20 protein-coding genes are annotated in these 25670 nt (G+C 57.4%); 8 read left to right on the plus strand and 12 right to left on the minus strand.

Going from position 1 to position 25670, the window contains the following annotated elements; translation table 11 throughout:
* Nucleotides 1–66 precede the first annotated feature (66 nt).
* From queD to M2416_RS17155, 4 genes are all read left to right on the plus strand, one after another.
* Nucleotides 67–429: a 6-carboxytetrahydropterin synthase QueD gene (queD, locus tag M2416_RS17140; RefSeq protein WP_041146961.1), complete on the plus strand. Its 363-nt coding sequence runs from the start codon at nucleotides 67–69 to the stop codon at nucleotides 427–429.
* An 80-nt stretch (nucleotides 430–509) separates the two neighbouring features.
* The gene (locus tag M2416_RS17145) at nucleotides 510–1781 is read left to right on the plus strand and encodes an FAD-dependent oxidoreductase (RefSeq protein ID WP_259226050.1); all 1272 of its coding nucleotides are present in this window, start codon (nucleotides 510–512) and stop codon (nucleotides 1779–1781) included.
* Nucleotides 1772–2032: a ferredoxin family protein gene (locus M2416_RS17150; protein ID WP_143717437.1), complete on the plus strand. Its 261-nt coding sequence runs from the start codon at nucleotides 1772–1774 to the stop codon at nucleotides 2030–2032. The genes M2416_RS17145 and M2416_RS17150 overlap by 10 nt, the downstream gene beginning before the upstream one ends.
* A gap of 86 nt (nucleotides 2033–2118) precedes the next feature.
* The gene (locus M2416_RS17155) at nucleotides 2119–2694 is read left to right on the plus strand and encodes a glycerol-3-phosphate responsive antiterminator (RefSeq protein ID WP_041146964.1); all 576 of its coding nucleotides are present in this window, start codon (nucleotides 2119–2121) and stop codon (nucleotides 2692–2694) included.
* Here the strand turns inward: M2416_RS17155 and M2416_RS17160 are convergent.
* From M2416_RS17160 to M2416_RS17180, 5 genes are all read right to left on the minus strand, one after another.
* Nucleotides 2691–3545, minus strand: coding sequence for an electron transfer flavoprotein subunit alpha/FixB family protein (locus M2416_RS17160; RefSeq protein ID WP_259226058.1), 855 nt, complete (start codon nucleotides 3543–3545; stop codon nucleotides 2691–2693). The two genes, M2416_RS17155 and M2416_RS17160, sit on opposite strands and share 4 nt — an antisense overlap.
* Nucleotides 3542–4324: an adenine nucleotide alpha hydrolase family protein gene (locus M2416_RS17165; RefSeq protein ID WP_259226060.1), complete on the minus strand. Its 783-nt coding sequence runs from the start codon at nucleotides 4322–4324 to the stop codon at nucleotides 3542–3544. Before M2416_RS17165 ends, M2416_RS17160 begins: the two co-directional genes overlap by 4 nt.
* Nucleotides 4302–5714, minus strand: coding sequence for an MFS transporter (locus tag M2416_RS17170; protein ID WP_259226065.1), 1413 nt, complete (start codon nucleotides 5712–5714; stop codon nucleotides 4302–4304). Before M2416_RS17170 ends, M2416_RS17165 begins: the two co-directional genes overlap by 23 nt.
* A 111-nt stretch (nucleotides 5715–5825) precedes the next feature.
* On the minus strand, nucleotides 5826–7280 hold the full coding sequence (locus tag M2416_RS17175) for an FAD-binding oxidoreductase (RefSeq protein ID WP_259226067.1): 1455 nt from the start codon (nucleotides 7278–7280) through the stop codon (nucleotides 5826–5828).
* Between the two features lie 193 nt (nucleotides 7281–7473).
* On the minus strand, nucleotides 7474–8259 hold the full coding sequence (locus M2416_RS17180; RefSeq protein ID WP_045857545.1) for an SDR family oxidoreductase: 786 nt from the start codon (nucleotides 8257–8259) through the stop codon (nucleotides 7474–7476).
* Between the two features lie 318 nt (nucleotides 8260–8577).
* On the opposite strand from M2416_RS17180, the gene M2416_RS17185 reads away from it, so the two are divergent.
* Nucleotides 8578–9876, plus strand: coding sequence for an MFS transporter (locus M2416_RS17185; RefSeq protein WP_259226070.1), 1299 nt, complete (start codon nucleotides 8578–8580; stop codon nucleotides 9874–9876).
* Between the two features lie 25 nt (nucleotides 9877–9901).
* Nucleotides 9902–11380 carry an FGGY-family carbohydrate kinase gene (locus M2416_RS17190; protein ID WP_259226076.1) on the plus strand — a complete coding sequence of 493 codons (1479 nt, stop codon included), beginning with the start codon at nucleotides 9902–9904 and terminating at the stop codon, nucleotides 11378–11380.
* A gap of 38 nt (nucleotides 11381–11418) precedes the next feature.
* Here the strand turns inward: M2416_RS17190 and queE are convergent, their stop codons facing one another.
* Nucleotides 11419–12090 carry a 7-carboxy-7-deazaguanine synthase QueE gene (queE, locus tag M2416_RS17195; RefSeq protein WP_041147731.1) on the minus strand — a complete coding sequence of 224 codons (672 nt, stop codon included), beginning with the start codon at nucleotides 12088–12090 and terminating at the stop codon, nucleotides 11419–11421.
* A gap of 482 nt (nucleotides 12091–12572) precedes the next feature.
* Between queE and M2416_RS17200 the strand changes: the two genes are divergently transcribed.
* A complete protein-coding gene (locus tag M2416_RS17200; protein ID WP_259226078.1) occupies nucleotides 12573–13682 on the plus strand; it encodes an SDR family oxidoreductase in 1110 nt (369 codons plus the stop codon).
* Nucleotides 13683–13750: 68 nt separating this feature from the next.
* Here M2416_RS17200 and eno read toward each other — a convergent pair whose 3' ends face one another.
* From eno to rlmD, 5 genes are all read right to left on the minus strand, one after another.
* Entirely contained in the window at nucleotides 13751–15049 is a 1299-nt protein-coding gene (gene eno / locus M2416_RS17205; RefSeq protein ID WP_041146973.1) for a phosphopyruvate hydratase, read from the minus strand.
* Between the two features lie 80 nt (nucleotides 15050–15129).
* Nucleotides 15130–16767, minus strand: a complete 1638-nt coding sequence (gene pyrG, locus M2416_RS17210) for a glutamine hydrolyzing CTP synthase (protein ID WP_041146974.1) — start codon at nucleotides 16765–16767, stop codon at nucleotides 15130–15132.
* 224 nt (nucleotides 16768–16991) lie between these two features.
* Nucleotides 16992–17783 carry a nucleoside triphosphate pyrophosphohydrolase gene (gene mazG, locus M2416_RS17215; protein WP_041146975.1) on the minus strand — a complete coding sequence of 264 codons (792 nt, stop codon included), beginning with the start codon at nucleotides 17781–17783 and terminating at the stop codon, nucleotides 16992–16994.
* Nucleotides 17784–17925: 142 nt separating this feature from the next.
* A complete protein-coding gene (gene relA / locus M2416_RS17220; RefSeq protein ID WP_041146976.1) occupies nucleotides 17926–20163 on the minus strand; it encodes a GTP diphosphokinase in 2238 nt (745 codons plus the stop codon).
* Nucleotides 20164–20294: 131 nt separating this feature from the next.
* Nucleotides 20295–21635 carry a 23S rRNA (uracil(1939)-C(5))-methyltransferase RlmD gene (gene rlmD, locus M2416_RS17225; protein WP_195711568.1) on the minus strand — a complete coding sequence of 447 codons (1341 nt, stop codon included), beginning with the start codon at nucleotides 21633–21635 and terminating at the stop codon, nucleotides 20295–20297.
* A 57-nt stretch (nucleotides 21636–21692) separates the two neighbouring features.
* Here rlmD and barA point away from each other — a divergent pair, with 57 nt between their 5' ends.
* Nucleotides 21693–24446 (plus strand): two-component sensor histidine kinase BarA, encoded by a 2754-nt coding sequence (barA, locus tag M2416_RS17230; RefSeq protein ID WP_076945997.1) that lies wholly within the window; start codon nucleotides 21693–21695, stop codon nucleotides 24444–24446.
* A 51-nt stretch (nucleotides 24447–24497) separates the two neighbouring features.
* On the opposite strand, the gene M2416_RS17235 is transcribed toward barA, so the two are convergent.
* Entirely contained in the window at nucleotides 24498–25637 is a 1140-nt protein-coding gene (locus tag M2416_RS17235) for a glycerate kinase (protein WP_259226088.1), read from the minus strand.
* Between the last annotated feature and the right edge of the window lie 33 nt (nucleotides 25638–25670).

The raw sequence follows: 25670 nt of genomic DNA on the forward strand, positions 1-25670 counted from the left end.
GTTAATGCTAAAAAATGTACTTTCCGGTACCCTACGGCGGTTTTTTTGTCTTATTGAGAGTAAAAGATGTCCACCACCCTGTTTAAAGATTTTATCTTCGAAGCCGCCCACCACCTGCCCCACGTACCGGAAGGTCATAAGTGCGGTCGCCTGCACGGTCACTCTTTTATGGTGCGTCTGGAGATTACCGGCGAAGTCGATCCGCATACGGGTTGGATCATGGATTTTTCCGAGCTGAAGGCCGCCTTTAAGCCGACCTACGATCGCCTGGATCACTACTATCTGAACGATATTCCAGGGCTGGAAAACCCGACCAGCGAAGTGCTGTCACGCTGGATTTGGCAACAGGTTAAGCCCGTAGTGCCGCTGCTGAGCGCGGTGATGATTAAAGAGACCTGCACGGCGGGCTGCATCTATCGCGGCGAGTGATTAAAGCCTTTGTGTCGATGGTCAATATTCCTTAGATAACGCCATGTTAGCCTAGATGCTCTCGGTATCTGGGGCGCAATATGGCTGACGATTTTGATATTATTATCATCGGTGCAGGGATAGCTGGCACCGCCTGTGCTCTACGCTGCGCGCGGTCAGGACTTTCGGTCCTGCTGCTCGAACGCGGCGAACTTCCCGGCAGTAAAAATCTCTCCGGTGGGCGCCTGTACTGCCGCGCGCTCGCCGAACTTCTCCCTCATTTTCAACAATCCGCCCCGCTTGAGCGTCGTATCACCCAGGAAAACCTGACCCTGCTGACCGACGATGGCGCCACAACCTATTCCAGCCTGCAGCCCAGCGGTGACTCCTGGAGTTTACTGCGCGCCCGTTTCGATCCGTGGCTGGTTAGCCAGGCCGAAGGTGAAGGCGTGCAGTGCGTGACCGGCGCGACGGTCACGGCGCTGTATCGCGAAAACGGCCGGGTTTGCGGGGTCATTTGCGATAATGAAACGCTGCGCGCCCGCTACGTGGTGCTGGCGGAAGGGGCCAACAGCGAGCTGGCGGAGCGCCACGGTTTACTCCCGCGCCCGTCCCCAACCGCCATGGCGCTGGGGATCAAAGCGGTGCTGGCAATGGAGCGCAAGACGCTGGAAGATCGTTTCCGCCTCGAGGGCAATGAGGGAGCGGCCATGATATTCACCGGCGGGGTCTGCGGGGATTTACCCGGCGGCGCGTTCCTTTATACCAATCAGGAGACGCTCTCATTCGGTATCGTCTGCCCGCTCTCCTCGCTGGGCAAAGGGACGGTACCTGCCTCCAGGCTGCTGGATCGCCTCAAATCCCATCCAGCCCTGCGCCCTCTGCTGCAGGGCAGCGAAACGCTGGAATACGGCGCGCATCTGGTACCTGAAGGCGGCCTGCACGGCATGCCGACGCAGTATGCCGGGGATGGCTGGCTGCTGGTCGGCGACACGCTGCGCACCTGCGTCAATACCGGCTTCACCGTGCGCGGAATGGACATGGCGTTAATCGGCGCCCAGGCGGCGGCGCAAACGTTAATCCACGCCTGTCGGCACGGCGCGCCGCAAAATCTGTTTGCGCAATATCAGCAGGAGATCGAGCGCAGCCTGCTGTGGGAGGTGCTGCAGCGCTACCGGCACGTTCCCGCGCTGCTGCAGCGCCCCGGCTGGTATCGCCGCTGGCCCGCGCTGATGGACGATATCTCCCGCGAACTCTGGCAGCAGGGCGAAGGCCCCGTCCCGCCGCTGCGTCAGATAGTCTGGCGTCATCTTCGCCGTCACGGCCTGCATCATCTGGCAGGCGATCTTGTCAGGAGCTTACGATGTCTGTAGCGCGTAACGTCTGGCGCCCCGCCGCCGACCCGCATATTGTCCCGACGGCTGCGCCCGACCAGGAAGTCGTCGAACGGCTCATTGCATCCTGTCCCGCCGGGCTTTTTTCACGGACTGCGGAAGGCGGCGTGCAGGTCGACTACCGAGGATGCCTGGAGTGCGGCGCCTGCCGGCTATTATGCGATGAGGCAACGCTCAAAGAATGGCGCTATCCTGACTCTGGATTTGGTATTACATTCCGTTTTGGCTAATAAAACGACGCTAAATAATTCAGGTTGCAGGACGGCTAGCGCATTCGCAGCCTGAATGATGACGAGAAAAATACGAAGGACACACCATGCCCCTGCTACACCTGCTACGACAAAATCCGGTCATCGCGGCCGTCAAAGATAACGCCAGCCTGCAGTTAGCCATCGATTCCGAGTGCCAGTTTATCTCCGTGCTGTACGGCAATATCTGCACCATCAGCAACATCGTGAAGAAAATCAAAAACGCCGGTAAGTACGCGTTTATTCATGTCGACCTGCTGGAGGGGGCGTCGAATAAAGAGGTGGTGATTCAGTTTTTGAAGCTGGTTACCGAAGCGGACGGGATCATCAGCACCAAAGCACCGATGCTAAAAGCGGCCAGGGCGGAGGGCTTTTTCTGCATTCATCGCCTGTTTATCGTCGACTCTATTTCCTTTCACAATATCGACAAGCAGGTGGCGCAGTCCAATCCGGACTGTATTGAAATCCTGCCGGGCTGCATGCCAAAAGTGCTGGGATGGGTGACGGAGAAGATTCACCAGCCGCTGATTGCCGGCGGCCTGGTCTGCGACGAAGAAGATGCGCGTAATGCGATGAAAGCTGGCGTGGCGGCCCTTTCAACCACCAACACCGGCGTCTGGAAATTAGCGAAGCAGCTTAACTAATCGTGCGCGCTGGCTGCCAGTGCTTCAAGCACCGGTAGCCATTCATCCACGATGCCTACATCTGCCTGGGAGAACACCGGCGCGCCGGCGTCATGATTAATCGCCACGATAAATCGGCTGTCGCGCACTCCCGCCATCAGCGCCGCCGCGCCCGATGCGCCCGCCACAATGCAGATATCCGGGGCCAGGAGATGGCCGGATATCCCCACCAGGCGATCGGCATCATGACCACCATTCATCACCCGCGCTCGGCTGTAGCCCGCTTCCGCGCCCAGATTTTGCGCAAGCGCCGCGATGCTTTCCGCATCGGCCTCCTCGCCGCCCTGCCCAACAACCAGCACCCGCTCCGCCGTGGCTAAAGGATGCGCTCCCGTGCGCTCAACGCGCTCAATCTCCGTCAGCCAGTCGGGCTGCGCCGCGGGGACGATACGGCGCTCCGGCAGGCCGCAAGGTAAATCCCCGGACGCCTTCCCCCCGGGCTGGCGCGCCAGTGAGAGGCACAGCGGCCGGGCGCTCACCTCCAGCGTGGCCGTCAGCGCGTTGCCCCAATAAGGCTTCGTCACCCAACCTTCCGCCGCGTTCAGCGATTGCACCTGACACACGCTGCGTCCCTGCAGGCGCCAGGCCAGCCGCGTGGCCAGCTCATCGGCCAGCGCCCCCGCCGGGAACAGCACTATATCCGCCGGCGTCTGCCGCCACTGAGCGACCAGCGCATCCAGAAGCTGCCCGGCAACCTCCGCCCCGGCGTCTGGCGTCCAGCGCTCGAGCTCCGCTGAAGCAAGATCGTTTCCCGCCAGCCAGCCGCCTATCGCGGCGCTGTCGCCGGCGGCCATCACTATCGCCACCTTCATGGCCGCATCCTCTCGCATAAATAGTTCTCCCACAGCGCCCTGGCTTTCTCCTGCGCCGTCGCGCCCTCCACGATAGCGGCCGCGCGCCGCTGCGCCGGACGAGTCAGACGCAGGCACCGTACGTCGGGCTGCACCTCAGCGGTCGCCGCCTGGCGCACGATGTCCGCCTTTGCCGCCGCCAGGCGCTGGCGCATGCCGGGTACCGGGAGCGCCACTTCGCCGCACTGCCTGACGGCAATCACCGCCGGTAGCTGCACCCGGCAGCGGCGGATGCCGGCGTCCGTGCGCTGCTCGACAACGGCGAAAGGCGGTTCGAGCGTAAAGCGTTCAACCTGGGTGAAACAGGGCCAGCCGAGCATTTCCGCCAGCAGAAACGGCGTCTGGCCATTTTGCCCCTCGCTGCTCTGACAGCCGGTCACGATCAGCTCCCCGCCGTGGCTGCGCTGCCAGCCGGCAATCTGTCCGGCGATAAACGAGGGCGCGAAGCGCAGATCCGCAGCCGTCTCCAGCAGCACCCGCTGGTCAAAGCCCAGCGCGGCAAAGTAGCGCAGCCAGTGCAGCGCGCGCTCGTCGCCAATGCTTAATGCGCTCAGGGTCATCCCGCAGCCCGCATTGCGCTGAGCCAGCAGCAGCGCGGCGGCAGCCTGCTCGTCGGCGCCGATGGCGCTGCGCAAGAGTGAGACATCCGGCCCGCAGGTATCCAGTGCGGCGGCCTGCCAGTCCTTTTCCGCCAGCATGCCGGCGTCCGGCTCAGGCTTAAACGCCAACAGAATGTTCATTCGCTCCTCCTTGTCTTTTATCGCCGCTCCCGGCGGCCACCAGCGGCAGCGCTTTGGTTTCCGGGGCCCACAGCCAGGTCACCACAAAGCCGATCAGCAGTACGCCGGCCAATAGCAAAAGGGTAACCGTCATCCCCCACTGCGCCAGGGTCCAGGGCAGCAGGCCGGTGCTGATGGCGGCCCCAAGCCGGCTCATGGCGGTTGCGAAGCCAACGCCCAGCGAGCGGATATCCGTAGGAAAGCTTTCCGCCGGTAAAATCCCCACCAGGTTGCTGACCGCCGAAATCGTGGTGCTGAATAAGATAAAAAGCAGCAGCGTCCAGTGGCTGCCCGCCGGCAGGCAGGCCATAACGATTAGCGTCGCCGCCAGCAACAGAAAGCTGCCGAGCAGGAAATGGCGGTGGGCCAGCAGATGGGTTAATACCAGGCCCAGCAGCGCGCCAACGATCAGCAGCGCATTCAGCATCAGGCTGGCGGTCAGCGCATCTTCAAGACCGATGGTTTCCGCGATGGTGGGCAGCCAGGTATAGATAACGAACCACGGGATCACCAGGCAGACGAAAAAGATGCTGTTAAATGCCGTTCGCCGCCAGTAGCGCGGTGAAAATAGCGTTCCGATCCGTTTATTGGTTGCCGCCACTACCTCATCGCCAAGCAGCACGTGCGGGCCAAAACAGCGGCGCACCACGGCGTGGGCCTCGGCGAAACGGCCCTGGCGCAACAGCCAGCGCGGAGACTCCGGCGTCCCCCAGCGCAGCAGCGTGATGAGCAGGGCCGGTAGCGCGGACGAGGCCAACAGCCAGCGCCAGGCTTCCGGGTTTTCGCTAATAAAATGGTGCCCGGCGAGGCTTGCCAGAACGTAGCCGACGGTCCACACCACGCTAAACGCGCCGAGCAGGATGCCCCGATGCCGGCGCGGCGCGAATTCGGCCAGCAGCGTATGGCCCACGGAGTAATCCCCGCCCAGGCCAATGCCTATGAGGATCCGCAGGCCAATGAGCTGTTCAGGCGTGGTGGCAAAAAACTGTAGAAAAGAGGCGACGGTAATCAGGACAAAGCTGAGGTTGAAAATCTTCTGCCGGCCAATATGATCCGAGACCCATCCGAGGATCAGGCTGCCGATAAACAGGCCAAGCAGCGCCGCCCCGCCGATCATCCCGGCCATAAAAGGCGTCAGGTGCATGGCGGGGGTCAGCTGGATAATGGCGTAACCGATGACGCCGAGGACGTAGCCGTCAACCAGATGCGCGCCGAAGGTTAGTGCGGCAATGCGGCAGTGAAAGCCGTTAAGCGGCAGGTCGTCCATTCTCACCGGTGAAGCGTTCATTTCTCCCCCTTCATGGTCCGGCAATAACGGCTTCCCGGTTGAGAAGCCGTATATAGCGCTCATACTTCAAGCCGCCTGCTGCGTTTGCTTTCCCCCGTCACATCGCAATCGTTGCTCCAGGGGATGGGCGCTTTTAGCGCCCGCAGGCGAGCCGAATTATTTTGGCTATCGCTCTTATTTTTCAATCGGGTAAATCGTGCCGGTATTCATGATACCGTTTGGATCAAACTGCTTCTTCAGCCCTTCCAGCAGCGGCCACGCGGTGCCGTGCTCCAGCTTGCTCCAGTGAACGCGGTGTTTACCAATCCCGTGGTGATGCACCATCGAGCCGCCGAGGCGAATGGTCTCTTCGCAAATGATCTTATTGAGCGGGTTGTGGTACTTATCAATCTCCTCCTCCGGCTTGCAGTCCACCACGTTGTAGTCGTAGACGAAGTACATATTGGTGCCGTTCATATAGCTATGAGAAGAGTGGCCGCCCAGCATGGTGATGTCGTCGGCGTGCGGGAACTCGATGCGGATGCGGTTGAGAACGCTTTCGTAGATCTCATTGATGCAGCTCCAGCAGCCCGATACCTCGGTGGTAAAGCCCATGTTGCCGGTTTTGAGGATCTGCACGCGTTCGGCGGCTACCTTTTCCGGGCCCCAGTTGAGGTGGTTAAACCAGGTTTCAATCAGCTTGCTGTCTACGAGCTGGCACTGCGGATAGCGCGCAACGACCTGCGCAATGCCTTCGCCGGTGGCTTTCGCTATCAGCGGGTTACCTTCAGCCATAAAGATCAGCACGCATTTGCCATCGGCAAAATGAGTAAAGTGCTGGGTGCCATCCTCGGCATCGTACAGGCGGGCAATTGACGGACGATAGCCCTCCACCATGACCTCGCGCAGGATGCTGAAGCCCACCTTCATATCATCCAGAACGTAGCCGTAGAACAGGTTATTTTCCGGCGTGAACCTGAAGATTTTCACCGTCACTTCGGTGATATAGCACAGCGCCCCTTCGTTGCCGATGATGATATGGCGAATATCCGGCCCGGCGGCACGGCGCGGAACGTTTTTGATGCGGGTGACGGAGCCATCGGGCAGCACGGCCTCCAGCCCGACCACCATATCTTCGATTGCCCCGTAGAGCGTGGAAAACTGGCCGATGCTACGGGTTGCCACCAGTCCCCCCATCTGAGCCAGCGGCTTAGACTGCGGCGAGTGCCCGGTAGTGTAGCCTTTTGCCCGCAGCGCGTTTTCGAGGATTTCCAGCGGCACGCCGCACTGCGCGGTTGCCTGCATATTTTCGATATCAATATTCAGGATTTGGTTCATCCCGGCGCCGTCCAGCACCACGGAATTTTCCACGACGGTTTCGAGGCCACCTTCGGTCGCCGAAGCGCCGGTACGCGGGACCCCGTTGATCTTATGCTGGTTCATAAAGGACAGCACGCTTGAAACCTGTTCGGTGGAGCCTAGCTTGACGACCGCGGCGGGCAGCGGCAGCGTAAAGACGCCGTGGATATCGGCATATTTACGAAAGCGGTCAATGCTGTTGCGCTTTAACACGGTTTCATCGGTAATCACGCGATCGGAACCGACAATTTCTTTTAACTGGTCAACAATCGCTTCACGGGATAAAGACATAGTAATACCTTCCTGATAATTAATTCGGAATAGACGCGGCATCACGCAAGCTGCTTCTTTATTAACGGTCGATATAAACCCCAATGACATCGGGTGCGATGTTCGCGGGGACTTCTTTTATTTCAGCCTCGATGCATATTGCGTGATATTACGTAAGACAATAAATAAAAATACAGAAACCACCGATTGAAAATTAACGCACCAGATAACCGCCATCGACCACCAGCAGATGACCGTTAACATAATTGGATGCCTGACTGGCTAAAAATACGGCTGCCCCCATGAGATCCTGAGTATCACCCCAGCGGTTTGCCGGAATATGGTCCAGCACGCGCTGATTGGTTTCCGGATTGCTGCGGGTAGCCAGCGTAATATCGGTAGCATAATAGCCAGGGGCGATGCCGTTGACCTGAATATTATACTGGCCCAGCTCGTCGCAATAGGCTTTAGTGAAACCGGCAAGCGCGTGCTTCGTTGCCGAATAAGCCGGTGACCACTGGCCGCCGAGGTAAGAAAATAACGAGCAGATATTAATAATTTTGCCGCTATTTTGCGGGATCATAATTTTTGCCGCTTCATGGCTGAGCTCGAACGGCGCCGTCAGATTAACATCGATCATCGGATCCCAGTCCGCCCGCCCGAAGTCCAGCACCTTATTGAGCTTACAAATCCCGGCATTGTTGACCAGGATATCGACCGTACCGAAGCGCTCACAGCAGGCGGCGACGATCCGCTGCGGCGCGCCTTTGGCGGTAATATCCACCTGCATAAACTCAACTTCAACGCCCTGTTTTTCAATGATTTCTTTTGTCTCTCCGTTGTCCTTAACGACGCTTGGGATAAACAGATTGGCGCCGGCTTTCGCCAGCGCCATGGCAAAGGCCTGACCCAGCCCGCTATTGCCGCCGGTGACAATTGCCGTTTTACCTTTCAGAGAGAAGAAATCCATTGAGAATGCGTTAAGAGATTCGATTGACATAGTTGGCTCCAAATTCCTTTAGGCAAAAAAAAAGAAAGGTAACTTCCCCCACGAGAGGGAAGTTACCTTTCTCATTGTCTCTGGTAACTGAGCTAAATTTTTAGCACAGCGCTCGGGCAGCTAATGTGATCGCAATCACAGATAAATATTTCACTCATAAATTAAGCGTAAAACTACGAAGCGTGATTATTCTCACACTAAAACCCACGCCGGCATGTTATTCCTAATCGCAATTACTAGAGACCAGAGAAAAGTAATCCACCTGCAAAGGCGGCTTACTTTTCTCTTTTTTTCGTCTATTCAAAATGAGATCACGATATGCAACAGAATTCATATCGCCGTTGGATAACTCTTGCCATTATTAGCTTTAGCGGCGGAGTCAGCTTTGACCTTGCCTATTTACGCTATATCTATCAAATCCCAATGGCAAAATTTATGGGATTTAGCAATACCGAAATCGGCTTAATTATGAGCACCTTTGGTATTACCGCCATTATTCTCTATGCACCCAGCGGGGTTATTGCCGATAAATTCTCGCATCGCAAAATGATTACTTCAGCGATGATCGTGACCGGCCTGCTCGGTTTAATAATGGCAACCTATCCGCCGCTGTGGGCCATGCTTTGTATTCAGGTCGCCTTTGCCATCACCACCATTCTGATGCTGTGGTCCGTTTCAATTAAGGCCGCCTCGCTGCTCGGCGATCATAGCGAGCAGGGGAAAATCATGGGCTGGATGGAGGGGCTGCGCGGCGTTGGCGTTATGTCGCTGGCGGTATTTACCATGTGGGCTTTTTCCCGCTTCGCGCCCGACGATAGCAACAGCCTGAAGGTCGTTATCCTGATTTACAGCGTGGTTTACATCCTGCTGGGGATACTGTGCTGGTTCTTTGTCAGCGACGCCCCCCAGCGCGGCGGCGCGGCGCAGGAAGAGAAAAAAGCGTTTCAGCTAAGCGATATCCTCGCCGTCCTGCGCATCAGCACCACCTGGTACTGCAGCATGGTCATCTTTGGCGTCTTTACCATCTACGCCATCCTCAGCTACTCCACCAACTACCTGACGGAAATGTACGGCATGTCGCTGGTGGCCGCGAGCTATATGGGGATCGTCATCAACAAAATCTTCCGCGCGATTTGCGGCCCGCTGGGCGGCATTATTACCACCTACAGCAGAGTCAAATCCCCGACCCGCGTTATTCAGCTGCTGTCGGTGGTGGGGGTTCTGGCGCTGGTCGCCCTGCTGGCCACCAATTCACACCCGCAGTCCGTGGCGATGGGGATCGGCCTGATTCTGCTGCTGGGCTTCACCTGCTACGCTTCGCGCGGGCTCTATTGGGCCTGCCCCGGCGAAGCGAGGACCCCGGGCTATATTATGGGAACCACCGTCGGCATCTGCTCGGTCATTGGCTTCCTCCCCGACGTTTTTGTCTATCCGATCGTCGGCCACTGGCAGGACACCCTCCCCGCCGCAGACGCCTATCGCAACATGTGGCTGATGGGCCTGGCCGCGCTGAGCATGGTGATCCTCTTTACCTTTTTACTGTTTCGAAAAATACGCCGCACCGACGCCGCAACAGCGCGCGAGGCATCGCTTGCCGCAGAGACTGCCGGCGAGTGAGGGTGAAAATTAAAGGAGAATAATAATGTCGAAGAAATACATCATTGGAATCGATGGCGGGAGCCAGAGCACCAAGGTCGTGATGTACGACCTGCAGGGAAACGTGGTCTGCGAGGGCAAGGGCCTGCTGCAGCCCATGCACACCCCGGACGCCGATACGGCGGAGCATCCTGATGATGATTTGTGGACCTCGCTTTGCCTCGCCGGGAAGGATCTGATGAGCCGGTTTACCGGCCAGAAAGAGGATATTGTCGGCATCGGCCTGGGCTCGATTCGCTGCTGCCGCGCGCTCCTTAAAGCCGACGGTACGCCCGCGGAACCGCTGATTAGCTGGCAGGACGCCCGCGTCACCCGGCCTTATGAGCACACCAATCCCGACGTGGCCTGGGTCACCTCATTTTCCGGCTATCTGTCGCACCGCTTAACCGGCGAGTTTAAGGACAATATCGCCAACTACTTTGGCCAGTGGCCGGTGGATTATAAAACCTGGGCGTGGAGCGACAATGAGGCGGTTATTAAGCAGTTTAATATTCCGCGCCGGATGCTATTCGACGTGCAGATGCCCGGTACGATTCTGGGTCATCTCACCGACCAGGCGGCCCGCGCAACCGGCTTCCCGGCAGGATTGCCGGTTATCTGCACCACCAGCGATAAGCCGGTTGAGGCGCTCGGCGCAGGGCTGCTGGATGACGAAACGGCGGTTATCTCATTGGGCACCTATATCGCCCTGATGATGAACGGCAAAGCGCTGCCGAAAGATCCCGTCGCCTACTGGCCGATTATGTCCTCCATTCCCGAGACGCTGCTGTACGAGGGGTACGGTATTCGCAAGGGAATGTGGACGGTGAGCTGGCTGCGGGACATGCTGGGCGAATCCTTAATTCAGGACGCCAGGGCCCAGGAGCTGTCGCCGGAAGATCTGTTAAACAAAAAGGCCGCAGCGGTGCCGCCGGGCTGCAACGGTTTAATGACCGTACTGGACTGGTTAACGAACCCCTGGGAGCCCTATAAGCGCGGGATCATGATCGGTTTTGATTCCAGCATGGACTACGCGTGGATTTATCGCTCCATTCTGGAGAGCGTTGCGCTGACGCTGAAAAATAACTACGACAATATGTGCAATGAAATGAACCACTTCGCTAAACATATCATCATTACCGGCGGCGGTTCGAACAGCAACCTCTTTATGCAGATCTTCGCCGACGTCTTTAACCTGCCGGCCAGGCGCAACGCGATTAACGGCTGCGCCAGCCTCGGGGCGGCAATCAACGCCGCGGTGGGATTGGGTTTATATCCCTCATACCAGGCAGCGGTTGAAAATATGGTGCGGGTAAAAGATACCTTCATACCGGTAGAAGAGAATGCCAGCCGCTATGAGGCGTTAAATAAGGGAATTTTCAGGGAGTTAACCACCTATACCGATCCGATTTTGAAAAAGTCGTATGCGGTCATCCACGGAAACCTGGAAAACGTCGACGCGATTCAAAGCTGGTCGAACGCGTAGCGGAGGCGCCGGGTAGAGGAGATCTACCCGGCGCTTTATCAGGCAATATTCAGATACTTGTGCGTTTGCATCGACAGCCGCCAGTTGCGGGCAATGCAGGTCTCGATGCACAGACGCGTCGCATCCTCTTTCTGGCTGATAGGCTGCAGAGCGATAATCCGCGGCTTGTCGTCGGTCAGCGTTTCCAGCAGTTCATCCAGCGCTTCGATATCGCGCACGCGACCCACCGGATGCTTGATTTCATCCGCGCGCAGCAGCGCCTGCGACAGCACGTCGTAACCGCCGCGCATGTTGACCTTAGGGGAAACCGTCACCCAGGCTCGTGGGCTGCAGCGCACTTCATGGGTGCCGCTGGTTTCAATCTGGCAGCTGAAGCCGTTATGCTCAAGCAGGGTCGTCAACGGGGTGAGATCGTGGATGCAGGGCTCACCGCCGGTGATCACCACGTGACGAGCGGTCCACCCCTGGCGGCCAATAATCGCCAGCAGATCTTCGCCGCTGGCCGGGCCCCATTTATCGCTCTCTTTGGTTTTCGCCAGAATGCTAAACAGCGACACTTCCCGATCGGCAAGTTTGTCCCAGGTATGTTTGGTATCGCACCAGGCGCAACCAACCGGGCATCCCTGCAGGCGAATAAAAATGGCGGGCACGCCGGTAAAGTAACCCTCGCCTTGCAAGGTCTGGAACATCTCGTTAATCGGGTACTGCATAATCATCTCTGTTTAGGTTCTAAACGATCATTATCGCAGATTTGCACGCCCAGGTCTTGTCCTCAGCTGCGATGGCGCGCGCTTCACTCCACCCAGCCCTAAGGCCAACCATCAGAAGATAAAACTGCGGTTATTGTTCCTCTTCACGCCGCCAGATTTATAAACTTTCCGCCGCCGGGTAATAATTCATTTTATTTTTTAGATTCACGTCTTTGATGTAACCAAATGTTTTAAGTATTACATTTTATAAAAATTTAAAAAAACCGATCTTTAAATAAAATAACCATTAAAATCATACATGTACAAACTGATACATGAAAGAACGAATCTTTATAAATAGCCTGATGTCGAATCCAATCCGCGCCAGTTCATAACCTTAACACCGTCTTAAGGAATGGCCTAAATGGCCCATTTGCCATTTACCCGCCGTTTAGTTTAGCCCGCCTAGAATCCACTCGACTAACCATGATGAGACTGTATCCATGAATACATTATTAATAACAGGCGTTACCGGATTTCTGGGTGGAGCAGTTCTAGAGAATATCCTCAATCAAAAAAATGGGGTTAATCTGCTGCTTTTAGTTCGTGCCGATAATGGTGAAGCAGCGCTTGCCCGGGTTAAAGACAATCTGCGTAAATTCAATATCGCCGAGGAGACGCTGGCGACGCTGAGCACCCGGCACATCCTGCTGGGTGATTTGGCGAATCCAGAAGGATTCCTTGCCGATCCGCGCCTCGACGGCGTCACCCACGTGCTCAACTGCGCCGCCGTCGCCTCGTTCGGCAACAATCCGCTGATCTGGAAAGTCAACGTTGAGGGGACGCTCCGCTTTGCCCAGCGCATGGCTGAGGTCTCCGGGCTGCAGCGCTTCCTGCACGTTGGCACGGCAATGTCGTGCTCGCCGGAGCCTGATTCTCTGGTTGCGGAAAGCGCCGAATTCCGCGAGCGCGCCGAGCACCTTGTGGAGTACACGCACTCTAAATCGACCATCGAGCGGCTGATGCAGCAGGCGTGCCCGACACTCCCGCTGACTATCGCCCGCCCTTCTATCGTCGTCGGCCATACCCATCACGGCTGCCAGCCCTCCAGCAGCATCTTCTGGGTATTCAGCATGGGACTGATGCTGCAAAAGTTCATGTGTTCGATGGAGGACAGGATTGATGTTATTCCCGTTGATTACTGTGCCGACGCGCTGCTGATGCTGCTCGACAGCCCGCTGGCTCGTGGAGAAGTGGTGCATATTTCGGCGGGGGAGGAAAATAGCGTCAAGTTTGCCGAGATTGACAGCGCGATGGCCTCAGCGCTGGAGCGTCTGCCGGTCGGCGACAGCTATGCCCAGGTGAGCTACGAGACGCTGGTTAAGATGCGCCGTGAGCTAAAAGATATCTTTGGTCCGTGCAACGAGCGCCTGATGCTCAAAGCCATGCGCCTGTACGGCGCGTTCGCCACGCTTAACGTCCGCTTCAGTAACGATAAGCTGCTGAGTATGGGGATGCCCAAACCGCCGCGCTTTACCGATTACATTGACCGCTGCGTGCAAACGACCCGCGGGCTTTCTATTCCGCAGCAGATGGCCGTCGACTTTAAATAATTGCCGGTCTGCGGACAAAAAAAATGCCAGTCCGCAGACTGGCATTTTTATATCAGATAAAGACGGGCTTATGCCTGACCTTTGATCTCTTTACGACCGTTGTACGGTGCTTTTTCGCCCAGAGCTTCTTCGATACGAATCAGCTGGTTGTATTTAGCAACGCGGTCAGAACGGCTCATAGAACCGGTTTTGATCTGGCCTGCAGCGGTACCAACAGCCAGGTCAGCGATGGTAGCGTCTTCAGTTTCGCCTGAACGGTGAGAGATAACGGCAGTGTAGCCAGCGTCTTTCGCCATTTTGATCGCAGCCAGAGTTTCGGTCAGAGAACCGATCTGGTTGAATTTGATCAGGATGGAGTTAACGATGCCTTTGTCGATACCTTCTTTCAGGATCTTGGTGTTGGTTACGAACAGATCGTCACCAACCAGCTGGATTTTGTCGCCCAGAACTTTAGTCTGGTATGCAAAGCCGTCCCAGTCAGATTCGTCCAGACCGTCTTCGATAGAGACGATCGGGTACTGTTTGGTCAGGTCTTCCAGGAAGTGAGTGAACTCTTCAGAGGTGAACGCTTTGTTGCCTTCGCCGGCCAGAACGTATTTACCGTCTTTGTAGAATTCAGAAGCCGCGCAGTCCATCGCCAGAGTGATGTCGGTGCCCAGCTCGTAGCCAGCAGCTTTAACCGCTTCAGCGATAACTGCCAGAGCTTCAGCGTTGGAGCCCAGGTTCGGCGCGTAGCCGCCTTCGTCACCTACTGCAGTGTTCATGCCTTTAGCTTTCAGAACTTTAGCCAGGTTATGGAACACTTCAGAACCCATACGTACGGCTTCTTTCAGGGATTTAGCGCCAACCGGCTGAATCATAAATTCCTGGATGTCGACGTTGTTGTCCGCGTGCTCGCCGCCGTTGATGATGTTCATCATCGGAACCGGCATGGAGTATTTGCCCGGGGTACCGTTCAGCTCAGCGATGTGTTCGAACAGCGGCTGACCTTTAGCAGCTGCTGCTGCCTTGGCGTTCGCCAGGGACACGGCCAGGATTGCGTTCGCACCGAAGTTAGATTTGTTTTCAGTACCGTCCAGATCGATCATGATCTTGTCGATGCCAGCCTGGTCTTTGGCGTCTTTGCCAAGGATTGCCTGAGCGATCGGGCCGTTAACCGCGCCAACAGCTTTCAGTACGCCTTTGCCCATGAAACGGGATTTGTCGCCATCGCGCAGTTCCAGCGCTTCGCGGGAACCAGTAGAAGCACCTGACGGAGCTGCTGCCATACCAACGAAACCACCTTCCAGGTGTACTTCGGCTTCAACAGTCGGGTTACCACGGGAGTCGATGATTTCACGACCGATGACTTTAACGATTTTGGACATTAGATTTTCCTCAGTACAAGTTAAACTAAAACTCCAGACAAACAATGCACCCGGATGGGTGCATTGCCGTTCTAACTCTTTTACTTCGCCTGACGCTTCTGATACTCGCTTGCTGCTTTCACAAAACCAGCGAACAGCGGATGACCATCACGCGGCGTAGAAGTAAACTCCGGGTGGAACTGGCAGGCAACAAACCACGGATGGTTCGGCACCTCGATGATCTCGACCAACTGATCGTCCCCGGAACGGCCCGCAACGCGCAGGCCCGCATTTTCAATAGGTTTCAACAACATGTTGTTGACTTCATAACGGTGACGATGGCGCTCGGTGATTGTCGGCTCGCCGTACAGCTGGCGTACCAGGCTATCTTCGTCCAGCTGACACTGCTGCGCGCCCAGGCGCATGGTGCCACCGAGATCGCTTCTCTCGGTACGGACTTCGACGTTGCCTTCTTCATCACGCCATTCGGTAATGAGCGCCACAACCGGGAACTTACAGTCTGGCACAAATTCCGTGGAGTTGGCGTTCTCCATCCCCGCTACGTTGCGCGCGAACTCAATCAGCGCAACCTGCATACCCAGGCAGATACCCAGATATGGAATATTGTTTTCACGCGCAAAGCGCGCGGTGGCAATCTTACCTTCAACGCCGCGGTAGCCGAAGCCGCCCGGGATCAGGATAGCATCTAAATTCTTCAGAATTTCAACGCCGCGCGTTTCCACATCCTGCGAGTCAATCAGCTTGATGTTAACGGTCACGCGATTTTTCAGACCGCCGTGTTTCAGCGCTTCAATCACCGATTTGTAGGCATCCGGCAGCTCAATGTACTTACCGACCATACCGATGGTGACTTCGCCTGCCGGGTTAGCTTCTTCGTAGATAACCTGTTCCCATTCGGCCAGGTTTGCTTCCGGACAGTTCAAGCTGAATCGTTTACAAATATAATCGTCCAGACCCTGAGATTTCAACAGGCCCGGAATTTTATAAATGGAATCGACATCTTTCAGAGAAATAACGGCCTTTTCCGGGACGTTACAGAACAATGCAATTTTAGCACGTTCGTTCGCCGGGACCGCCCGATCGGAGCGACAGATCAGAATATCTGGCTGAATACCGATAGAAAGCAGCTCTTTTACGGAGTGCTGAGTCGGTTTGGTTTTGACTTCACCGGCTGCTGCCATGTATGGCACCAGGGTCAAATGCATGAACAGGGTATGCTCGCGGCCAATTTCTACCGCCATCTGACGGATAGCTTCGAGGAACGGCAGGGATTCGATATCACCGACGGTACCGCCGATTTCAACCAGCACCACGTCGTGACCTTCGCCACCGGCAAGCACGCGCTCTTTGATTGCATTCGTAATGTGCGGAATAACCTGTACGGTTGCGCCCAGGTAATCACCACGGCGCTCTTTGCGCAGGACGTCGGAGTAAATACGACCCGTAGTGAAGTTATTGCGGCGGCTCATTTTGGTGCGGATGAAACGCTCGTAATGGCCCAGGTCCAGGTCGGTTTCAGCGCCGTCTTCAGTAACGAACACTTCCCCGTGTTGGATAGGACTCATGGTACCCGGATCGACGTTGATGTACGGATCCAGTTTCATCATGGTCACGTTAAGCCCACGGGCCTCGAGAATAGCTGCGAGGGATGCTGCGGCAATGCCTTTACCCAGAGAGGATACGACCCCGCCGGTCACAAAAATATAGTTCGTTGTCATGCTGAACCTGAGAAGTTAGGGTGAAACGATGGAATAACCAGGACGGGAAAGTAGTATACCCGAACACGACGAGCGCCACAAACTTTCATTACTCCGTCTCCTTTCCAGGTCATGACAAACATAGGGAGTGAGAAAATAGCCCCTTTTGGGTAAATGTTTTTGACGCAAATCAAGCGCTTGTCATTTAAAAAATCACACAAATAGCGCTTGATCACGAAAACTCGTTAGAGATCAGTTTCCTGCCGCTTTACCTCTTGCCACACTTCTTCCATGGTATCAAGGTCCACGCCGGTCATCTCCAGCCCGCGAGCGCTCACAATGCGCTCAACTTCGCGGAAGCGACGCTCAAATTTCAGGTTGGCTTTTTGCAGCGCGGTTTCAGCTTTGACGCCTAAATGACGGGATAAATTGACCGTTGCAAACAGCAGGTCGCCCACTTCCTCCTCCAGTTTAGCTTCATCTACCACCGCCTGCTGCACTTCGTGCATCACCTCATCGATCTCCTCGTGCACCTTGTCCAGCACCGGGCCGAGCGAGGTCCAGTCAAAGCCCACTCCCGAGCAGCGCTTCTGTATTTTATGCGCGCGCATCAGCGCCGGCAGGCTGTGCGGGATATCATCCAGCGCGGAGTGCTGGGATTTTTCCGCCCGCTCGGCGCTTTTTATCTCTTCCCAGCGCGCCAGCACTTCGCTGCTGGTACCGGCGCTGGCATCGCCGAAGATATGCGGATGGCGGCGCTCCAGCTTGTCGCTGATAGCCGCGCAAACGTCGTCAAAGGCAAAGCGCCCCTCTTCCTGCGCCATCTGGGCGTAGAACACCACCTGGAACAGCAGGTCTCCCAGCTCGCCGCGCAGATCGTCAAAATCTTCGCGGGCGATAGCGTCCAGCACTTCGTAGGTTTCTTCGAGGGTATAGGGGGCAATGGTGGCAAAGGTCTGCTCTTTGTCCCACGGGCAGCCGGTTTCCGGGTCGCGCAGGCGTTGCATAATGCCGAGCAGGCGGTCGATTTGAGTCATGGTGATTCCTTGCAAAATTACGCGTATTTCCCCTCACCCACCCCGTTTAGTCAGAAAACCGCAGCCCGATGCCGGCTGCGCCGGGCCGAGCCAGAGGCAACCTCTCCCTGCCGGGAGAGGTTGGTGGTGAAGGGGAGAGAAATTAGCCGCCGTGCAGACGGCGGGCATCAATAACGTCCGGCACCTGGTTCAGCTTGCCGAGCACGCGGCCCAGCACCTGCAGGTTATAGATTTCGATATTCATATCGATGGTGGCCAGCTGCTGTTTGGTATCGCTACGGCTGGCAACGCCCAGCACGTTGACCTTCTCGTTGGCGAGGATGGTGGTGATATCGCGCAGCAGCCCGCTGCGATCGTTGGCGACCACGCGCACCACCAGCGAGTAGCCCGCCGAATAGCTCTCTCCCCAGACCGCATCCACGATCCGCTCCGGCGCGTGCGACTGCAGCTCCGCCAGCTGATCGCAGTCTGCCCGGTGCACCGAGATCCCGCGTCCCTGGGTGATAAAGCCGACGATCTCATCGCCGGGGATCGGCTGACAGCAGCGTGCGATGTGGTGCATCAGATTACCAACGCCTTCCACAACCACCCGACCGTTGTCTTTGCTGCGATTCTGCGGCGCCCAGCTCTTCTGCTGCAGCTGCTTCAGCGCCGCCGCATCCTGCTCGGCCGCGCTCGGCTTATTGAACTGCGCCTGCAGGAAGTTGACCATCTGGTTAAGGCGAATATCTCCGCCGCCGATGGCCGCCAGCAGCTCATCCAGCTCGTTGAAGTTGTAGCGCGGCAGCAGATGCTTTTCTGCGTCCTTCAGGCTGATGCCGAGATGCTCAAGCTCATCGTCAAGGATCTGCCGCCCGGCGATAATATTTTTGTCGCGATCCTGCTTGCGGAACCAGGCGTGAATTTTCGAGCGCCCGCGGCTGGTGGTGACGTAGCCAAGGTTCGGGTTCAGCCAGTCGCGGCTTGGGTTGGGCTGCTTCTGGGTGATGATTTCAATCTGATCGCCCATTTGCAGCTGATAGGTAAACGGCACAATGCGTCCGCTGATTTTCGCCCCGATGCAGCGATGCCCGACATCGCTGTGGATGTGGTAGGCGAAATCGAGCGGCGTCGAGCCGGCGGGTAAATCGACAACGTCGCCTTTCGGCGTAAAGACGTATACCCGGTCGTCAAAGACCTGGCTACGCACTTCATCCAGCATTTCGCCAGAATCCGCCATCTCTTCCTGCCAGGCGATCAGCTTACGCAGCCAGGCAATACGATCTTCGTAACCGCGGCCGCCGCCCACCACTGCGCCAGCGCCCTCTTTGTACTTCCAGTGCGCGGCGACGCCCAGCTCGGCATCCTCATGCATCTGGCGAGTACGAATTTGAATTTCCACCGTTTTGCCGCCGGGACCGAGCACCACGGTATGAATAGACTGGTAGCCGTTCGGTTTTGGGTTAGCGACGTAATCATCGAACTCATCCGGCAGATGACGATAGTGAGTATGTACTATCCCCAACGCGGCGTAGCAGTCCTGCAGGCGCTCAGCGACGATACGCACCGCCCGCACGTCAAACAGCTCATCAAAGGTGAGATGCTTTTTCTGCATTTTGCGCCAGATGCTGTAGATGTGCTTCGGCCGGCCGTACACTTCGGCCTTAACGCCTTCCGTTTTCATTTCTGAGCGCAGGTGGCCGACGAACTCGTCAATGTAGTGTTCACGGTCGATTCGCCGCTCGTGCAGCAGCTTGGCGATGCGCTTATATTCGTCCGGATGCAGATAGCGGAAGCAGTAATCCTCCAGCTCCCACTTCAGCTGGCCGATCCCTAAGCGGTTGGCCAGCGGGGCGTAGATATTGGTGCACTCTTTTGCCGCCAGTACACGCTCATCTTCAGGCTCGTCTTTGACTTCCCGCAGGTGGGCGATACGTTCGGCGAGCTTGATGACCACGCAGCGGAAATCGTCGACCATCGCCAGCAGCATGCGGCGAATGTTATCCACCTGTTCTGAGGAGACGGAGTCGGTATGGGTGGCCTTGAGCTGGCGGATGGCCGCCATGTCGCGTACGCCGTGGATCAGGGTCACCACCGATTTACCGACGCTCTCCTGCATCACCTCTTCGCTGACGACCTCACCGTCCGCCAGCGGGAACAGCATCGCGGCCCGCAGCGTATCGATGTCCATGCTCAATGTGGAGAGGATTTCTACCATCTCCACGCCGCGCCATAGCAGGATATCCGCACGCGGATGCCCCTGCGTTTGCTCGCGACAATAGTCCCAGGTTTCGGCTAAGCGTTCACACGACTGCTGGCTGGAAATTCCCAGACTCGCGATCCATTTATTCGGGTCAAATTCACCAGCTTTATTTAGATGTGCACTTCTTACCGCAACCATTGTCCTCTCCTTAAGGGACCTGGCCTGCCGAAGTCGGCAAGCCTCAACTTTTACACGTCATCCTGCAAATCGTGTCGCGTCGGCGCCTGTCCGCTCACCTCAGTTTCTGGGCTAAGCGGGCCGCTGAGGATTTACTCTACTGCCGCCTCGATGCGATTCGTATGATTTTGTGCAAGCTTGTGCTCAAACAGCACCATTGATTCCAGATGCCCGGTATGCGGGAACATATCCAGCATCGCCAGGCGTTGGATTTCATACCCCGCCGCTAAAAGCAGTTCGCTATCGCGCGCCAGCGTCGCCGGGTTACAGGAGACATAGACTACGCGCTGCGGGGCTAATTTTATAATGTGTAACATCACGCCAGGCGCACCGGCTCTTGCCGGATCGAGCAGTATTTTATCAAAGCCATGCTGCGCCCAGGCCTGGCGCGTCACGTCCTCTTCCAGATTTTCATGGAAGAATGTGACGTTATGCAGATGGTTAAGCGCGGCGTTCTCGCGCCCCTTTTCCACCAGAGCAGGAACGCCCTCAACGCCCACAACCTGCGCCGCGCGCTGCGCCAGCGGTAGGGTAAAATTGCCCATTCCGCAGAACAGATCCAGCACCCGGTCCTGCGGCTGAATATCCAGCCACTCGAGGGCCGTGCGCACCATCAGCTGATTAACGCCGTCGTTAACCTGAATAAAGTCGCGCGGACTGAACACTAAGCGTAGTCCGTCTGACGTATACCATGGCGCTTCGCCGCTAATATGTTCAAGTATCTCGCTTTGCGGCGCGAGGTACAGGGAAAGACCGTGAGATTGCGAAAATCGTTCCAGTTTTTCTTTATCGCCGGCGGGCAGCGCTGCGGTATGACGCAATACCATCAGCGGCCCGTTATCGGCCTGCACCAGCTCAACGTGGCCCAGTTGGCGCACGGATTTCAGGCTGCTCAGACATTCGCGTACCGCCGGCAGCAATGCCTCAAGAGTGGGCACCAAAACGGGGCACCGCACCACTTCGACAATGTCGTTGGAGCTGGCCTGGCGAAAGCCCATGCGTAATTGTTGGGTCTTTGGCTGATAATTCAAGCTCAGGCGCGCGCGTCGACGGTAGCCCCACGGCGAAGCGGCTATAATCTCATCGACATCGCGTTTCATCAGGCGACCGAGCGCGGCACGTTTGCTTTGCTGCTGCAGCTCAACGCTGGCATGCTGCTGCTGGCAGCCGCCGCAGACGCCAAAATGTGGGCAGCGCGGCGTCTGGCGCTGCGGGCTGTCGTTGAGGCGGCGTTTTACCGTGGCGTGCGCGTACTGTTTTTTCTCGTCAACCAGCACCACCTCGGCCTGCTCCTGCGGCAGCAGGCCGCGAACAAACAGCGCTTTTCCCTGGTGACGCGCAACGCCCTGACCAAAGGGATCGAGGTCATTGACTGTAACGGTTATGATCTGGCGCGTCGTCACACGCCGTTTTGCAGAGTAGAATTGCGCCATCGTAGAGATTTGTCTCAATCAAATATACTGACTCTTATTCTCCCATAACGGAACCGCATGACCAACTACAGCCTACGTGCTCGCATGATGATTCTTATTCTGGCACCCACCGTACTTATTGGTTTGCTGCTCAGTATTTTCTTCGTCGCCCATCGCTATCACGACCTGCAGCGGCAGCTGGAAGACGCCGGAGCCAGTATTATCGAGCCGCTGGCGGTCTCCAGTGAATACGGCATGAATCTGCAAAACCGCGAATCTATCGGGCAGCTGATAAGCGTGCTGCACCGCCGCCACTCGGATATTGTGCGCGCGATTTCGATCTATGATTCGCAAAATAAGCTCTTTGTGACCTCCAATTTTCAGCTTAACCCCAGCGAGCTGCGGCTGGAAAAAGGGGCAAAGTTCCCCCACCAGCTCAGCGTGACCCGCAAAGGCGACGTGATGATTTTGCGTACCCCTATCATCTCGGAAAGCTATTCGCCCGATGAGTCGCCGGTGACCGATGCCAAAATGCCCGGCAACATGCTGGGCTACGTGGCCCTCGAGCTGGATCTGAAATCGGTACGCCTGCAGCAGTACAAAGAGATTTTTATCTCCAGCGTCATGATGCTGTTTTGTATCGGGATTGCGCTGATTTTCGGCTGGCGGCTGATGCGGGACGTCACCGGGCCGATCCGCAATATGGTGAATACCGTTGACCGCATTCGCCGCGGGCAGCTGGATAGCCGCGTCGAAGGTTTTATGCTCGGCGAGCTGGATATGCTGAAGAACGGCATCAACTCCATGGCGATGTCGCTGGCGGCCTACCATGAAGAGATGCAGCACAATATCGATCAGGCGACGTCCGATCTGCGCGAAACCCTCGAGCAGATGGAGATCCAAAACGTGGAGCTGGATCTGGCGAAAAAGCGCGCTCAGGAAGCCGCGCGTATCAAATCAGAGTTCCTCGCCAATATGTCCCACGAGCTGCGTACGCCGCTGAACGGCGTGATTGGCTTTACCCGCCTGACGCTGAAAACCGATTTAAACACCACACAACGCGATCATCTGACCACCATCGAGCGCTCCGCCAACAACCTGCTGGCGATCATCAACGACGTGCTCGACTTCTCCAAACTGGAGGCCGGGAAGCTTATTCTCGAGAGCATCCCGTTCCTGCTGCGCAACTCGCTGGATGAGGTAGTAACCCTGCTGGCGCACTCGGCGCACGATAAAGGGCTGGAGCTGACGCTCAACATCAAAAATGACGTGCCGGATAATATTATCGGCGACCCGCTGCGCCTGCAGCAGATCATCACCAACCTGGTGGGCAACGCCATCAAGTTCACCGAGCACGGGAATATCGACGTGCTGGTGGAGCAGCGCGCCATCAGCAACTCCCGGGTGCAGATCGAGATTCAAATCCACGATACCGGGATCGGCATTCCGGAGCGCGACCAGTCGCGGCTGTTCCAGGCTTTCCGCCAGGCCGATGCCAGCATCTCCCGCCGTCACGGCGGCACCGGGCTGGGGCTGGTGATTACCCAGCGCCTGGTGAAGGAGATGGGGGGTGATATCTCCTTCCACAGCCAGCCTAATCGCGGCTCGACCTTCTGGTTCCATATCAGCCTCGACCTTAACCCGAACGCCATTCCCGACAGCCCGCTGACCGACTGCCTGCGGGGGAAAACGCTGGCCTATATCGAAGCCAACGCCGCGGCGGCCCAGTGCACGATGGAGCTGCTGGCCAACACGCCGCTGGAGGTGGTCTACAGCCCGACGTTTTCCGCTCTGCCGGAGGCGCATTACGACATTCTGCTGGCCGGTATTCCGGTTTCCATGCGCGACCTTAACCAGCAAAAGGATAAGCTCACCAAAGCCTGTTCGATGGCCGATAATTTACTTCTCGCGCTCCCCTGCCACGCGCAGATCAACGCCGAAGCGCTGAAGCGCGAGGGCGTGGCCGCCTGCCTGCTTAAACCGCTGACCTCAACCCGGCTCCTCCCTGCGCTAACGGCCTCCTGTCGGACGCAGCCCGCGGTGATGTTGACGCATACGGACAGCAGCAAGCTGCCGATGACGGTGATGGCGGTTGACGATAATCCGGCCAACCTGAAGCTTATCGGCGTGCTGCTGGAGGACCTGGTCCAGAACGTGACGCTCTGCGAGAGCGGCCAGCGCTCCGTAGAGCTGGCCAGGGAGATGCAGCTGGATCTGGTGCTGATGGATATTCAGATGCCGGACATGGACGGCATTCGCGCCTGCGAGCTCATCCGCCACCTCCCTCATCACCAGCAAACGCCGGTCATCGCGGTCACGGCCCATGCCCTGGAGGGACAAAAAGAGAAGCTGCTGAGCGCCGGCATGAACGATTACCTGGCAAAACCGATTGAAGAGGAGAAGCTGCACAGCCTGCTGCTGCGCTATCAGCCGGGGATGCACGCCGCCGCCCCGCTGGCGGCCGAAGTGGTTGAACCCCCGGTCGATCATAACGTGACCCTCAGCTGGCAGCTGGCGCTGCGGCAGGCGGCGATGAAGCCGGACCTGGCGCGGGAGATGCTGCAGATGCTGATCGCCTTTATGCCAGAGGTGCGTAACAAGGTTGAAGAGCAGCTGGTGGGCGAAGCGCCGGAAGGGCTGCTGGATTTGATTCATAAGCTTCACGGGAGCTGCAGCTACAGCGGCGTGCCGCGGCTGAAGAAGCTGTGTCAGACTATCGAGAGCCAGCTGCGCGCGGGAACCGCCGCCGAAGATCTGGAGCCCGAGCTTCTGGAACTGCTGGATGAGATGGATAACGTCACGCGGGAAGCCTGCAAGCTAATGGGCATCTAGCCCCGGCCAGCTCTGCGGGCCCAGGCTGTGGCCCGGCCCCGCGGAGCGCGGCTACAGCTTTTGCCCCATTTTCAGTATCGCCGCCACGTTGCGCGCCGTCATGCGCACGTTATCGGCAGCATTTTCCAGCGCCTCTTCGAGGGTGCAGACCGAATAGAGCACGCTGAAAACCGCATCCAGCCCGTGCTGGTGCACAACGCCCACGTCCGCAGTCAGGCTGCCGGCAATGCCAATCACCGGGATGTTGTAGCTTTTTGCCACCTTAGCCACCCCAACCGGCACCTTGCCGTGAATCGTCTGGCTGTCAATGCGCCCCTCGCCGGTGATAACCAGGTCAGCGTCCGCCACCCGCTCCGCAAGGTGCAGGGCGTCGGTCACAATCTCAATCCCCGGGCGCAGCTTCGCCCCGCAAAACGCGTAGAGCGCGGCGCCCATTCCGCCCGCCGCGCCACCGCCCTCAAGGTGCAGGACGTCAATACCGAGATCGCGATGAATAATTTGTGCGAAATGCGTCAGCGCGCGATCGAGGCGGGCGATCATCTCCTCCGTCGCCCCTTTCTGCGGGCCAAATACCGCCGTCGCGCCTTCCGGGCCGGTGAGCGGGTTGGTTACGTCGCAGGCAACCTCGATGCGGCAATCCGTTAAGCGTTGATCCAGCTCGCTGAGGTCAATCTTCGCCAGCGCCTCCAGCGCCGCGCCGCCGGCCGCTAGCTGCCGATTATCTTCCGTCAGCAGCCTGCCGCCCAGCGCCTGCACCATCCCGGCGCCGCCGTCGTTAGTGGCGCTGCCGCCGATGCCGATAATAATCTGCTTCACGCCGCTGTCCAGCGCGTGGCGGATCAGCTCCCCGGTCCCCCAGCTGGTGGTGAGCAGCGGATTACGGCGCGCCGGCGGTACGCTCTCCAGGCCGCTGGCCGCCGCCATTTCGATATAGGCGCAGCGTTCGTCGCCGGAAAGGCCGTAAAACGCGTTCACCGGCTCGCCGAGCGGGCCGGTAACGACAGCCCGCACCAGATGCCCCTGAGTGGCGGCAACCATCGCTTCGACGGTCCCCTCCCCGCCGTCGGCGACCGGTAGCTTGAGGTATTCTGCATCGGGATAAATCTCCCTGAACCCCTGCTCTATCGCGGTCGCTACGCCCAGCGCACTCAGGCTCTCCTTGTATGAATCTGGTGCAATGACTATTTTCATAAGCTGTCCTTAACATGAACACAAGCCAGATAG

It is taken from the genome of Klebsiella sp. BIGb0132 (genome assembly GCF_024810075.1).
Classification (GTDB): Bacteria; Pseudomonadota; Gammaproteobacteria; order Enterobacterales; family Enterobacteriaceae; genus Klebsiella; species Klebsiella terrigena.